Source organism: Zhengella mangrovi (genome assembly GCF_002727065.1).
GTDB classification, from domain to species: Bacteria; Pseudomonadota; Alphaproteobacteria; order Rhizobiales; family Rhizobiaceae; genus Zhengella; species Zhengella mangrovi.
The window spans coordinates 1-1838 of the sequence record NZ_PDVP01000048.1 but is presented as its reverse complement, the minus strand read 5'-3'; the positions used below and the strand labels follow the sequence as shown (position 1 = coordinate 1838).

The 1838-nt window shown below is 71.3% G+C and carries 1 pseudogene; it reads right to left on the bottom strand.

The window, feature by feature from the left end:
* Window positions 1-1790 (bottom strand): annotated as a pseudogene (locus CSC94_RS23875) (TonB-dependent receptor); the annotation flags it as partial.
* Window positions 1791-1838 lie beyond the last annotated feature (48 nt).

The following is a 1838-nucleotide window of genomic DNA, read 5'->3' as shown; positions in this document are numbered from 1 at the left end:
GACGTCAGGCCGCCGTCCGTGGAGATCGACGAGGCGAAGCCCGGACCCCGCGAGCCGGCCACCTCCGCCTCCAGCCAGGTCTTCTCCGACCTGCGCAGCAGGATGTCGGCCCCGGCCGCCTGCTGGTCGGCCGCGTCCGTCTTCTCGCTCATCCCCGTCGCGCCGAGCCGCACGTGCTCGCCCAGCCATTGCTCGGCCCGCCCGCCATAGGCATAGCCGTCCACGTTGGCCGCCGCCGGCGTGTACTCGTAATGCACCACCAGCCAGACGTCGTCGCCGCCATTGGCCGACGAGCGCACCGGCCCCGCCGATCCCGTGATCGACGGCAGCGCCCGGCGCAGGATCAGCACGCCCTGCAGTTCGTCGATGTCGTAGTCCTCGCCGTCCGTCAGCACCACGCGCTTGCGCACCACGCCCGTCACCGGGTCGCGCACCTCCGCCGTCACCGTCTCCGAGCCGATCGTGATGTCCTGGTGCTTGAGGAAGAAGGACGACCCGCCCGTCGCGCGCAGTTCCTCGCGCTGCGGCAGCGTGCCCGGCTGCGCCGCGTAGAGCGTCACGTCCGTTCGCCGTTCGCCGAAGGAGGTCGTCTCCGGCGAGCGGTAGCGCGCCTTCGCGCCGTACAGCGCCCGGGCATTGGCCAGGTAGGTCGTGTGCCCGATCGCCGTCTTGTAATTGCCCCACATCACGTGGCTGTCGCCGCGCTCCAGCCGGACGTAGAACTTGCCCTGTGTCGGCGCGTCCTCGGTGAAGGTCGAGCCGTCGCCGTAGACCGGGTAGTAGTCGTCCGGGTCCAGCCGCTTCAGCACCGAGCGGGCGTCCTTCTCGTCCAGGCCCCGGAACAGCGTCGACAGCTTGCCCTCGCCCGTGTCGGCCGCCGCCGTCAGCAGGTACTCGCCCTTGATCTTGCCCTTCAGGTAGAAGGCCAGCCGGCCCCTGGTGTAGACCTTGTCGAACTCGCCGGAGCGCACCGTCTCGATGCCCGCGTCGCCCGTGCGCCGCCCCACCGTCAGGTCGGCCAGGCCGACGTAGAACCACTCGCTGTCCGGGATCGACACGTCGCGCTCGATGAACACCGACTTGCCGCCCGGGCGCGGCACCTCCACGCTGACCACGTGGGCGCCCGCCGGCACGATGCGCTGCACCACGAAGTTGCCGTCGCCGTCCACAGGCACCCGCTGGCCCATCACCGCCACCGCGCTGCCCGCCGGCGCATGCGCCCCCGACACCGTGATCGCCCCGCCGTGAACCGGGATGTTGCGCACCGCCGTGCGGTCCTCGCCCATCCCCGGAGCCACCGCATCGCGCGCCTCGCCCGCCGTGTCGCGGTCCGTCCGGTGGAGCGTCAGCGCCTGCGTCTCGTCGAAATGCCCGTTCCCGTCATGCACCCGCAGCACGTAGTCGTACTCCCCGGGCCCGGTCGCCGGCATCGTCCAGGAGGCCTCGCCGTTCAGCGCAACGGGAACCGCCGCCACCGGCGCGCGCCGCCCGTCCTCGCCGACCGCCGTCACCAGGATCTCCGAACGGGACACGAAATCCGCGTAGTTCGACGTCGCCAGGAAACGCACCGTCTCGCCGGGCCGGAACGACGTGCGCACCGGCGCCGTCGACACGTTGAGCCGAGGCTCGACATCCAGTCCGTCGAACGTCACCTTCACGTCCACCGCCCGCAGGGCCGCGTCCGCAGACCCGCCCGATAGACGGTCCCCCTTCGCAGCAGACCCTTCGCCGCCAACCGTGATCACGAAGGCATCGTCATCCCCCGCCGACGCCGGCAGAGCAACCGCCAACGCAAGTAGGCTCGCTGCCCACATCGCAACCGGCCGCAGACGCAGCCG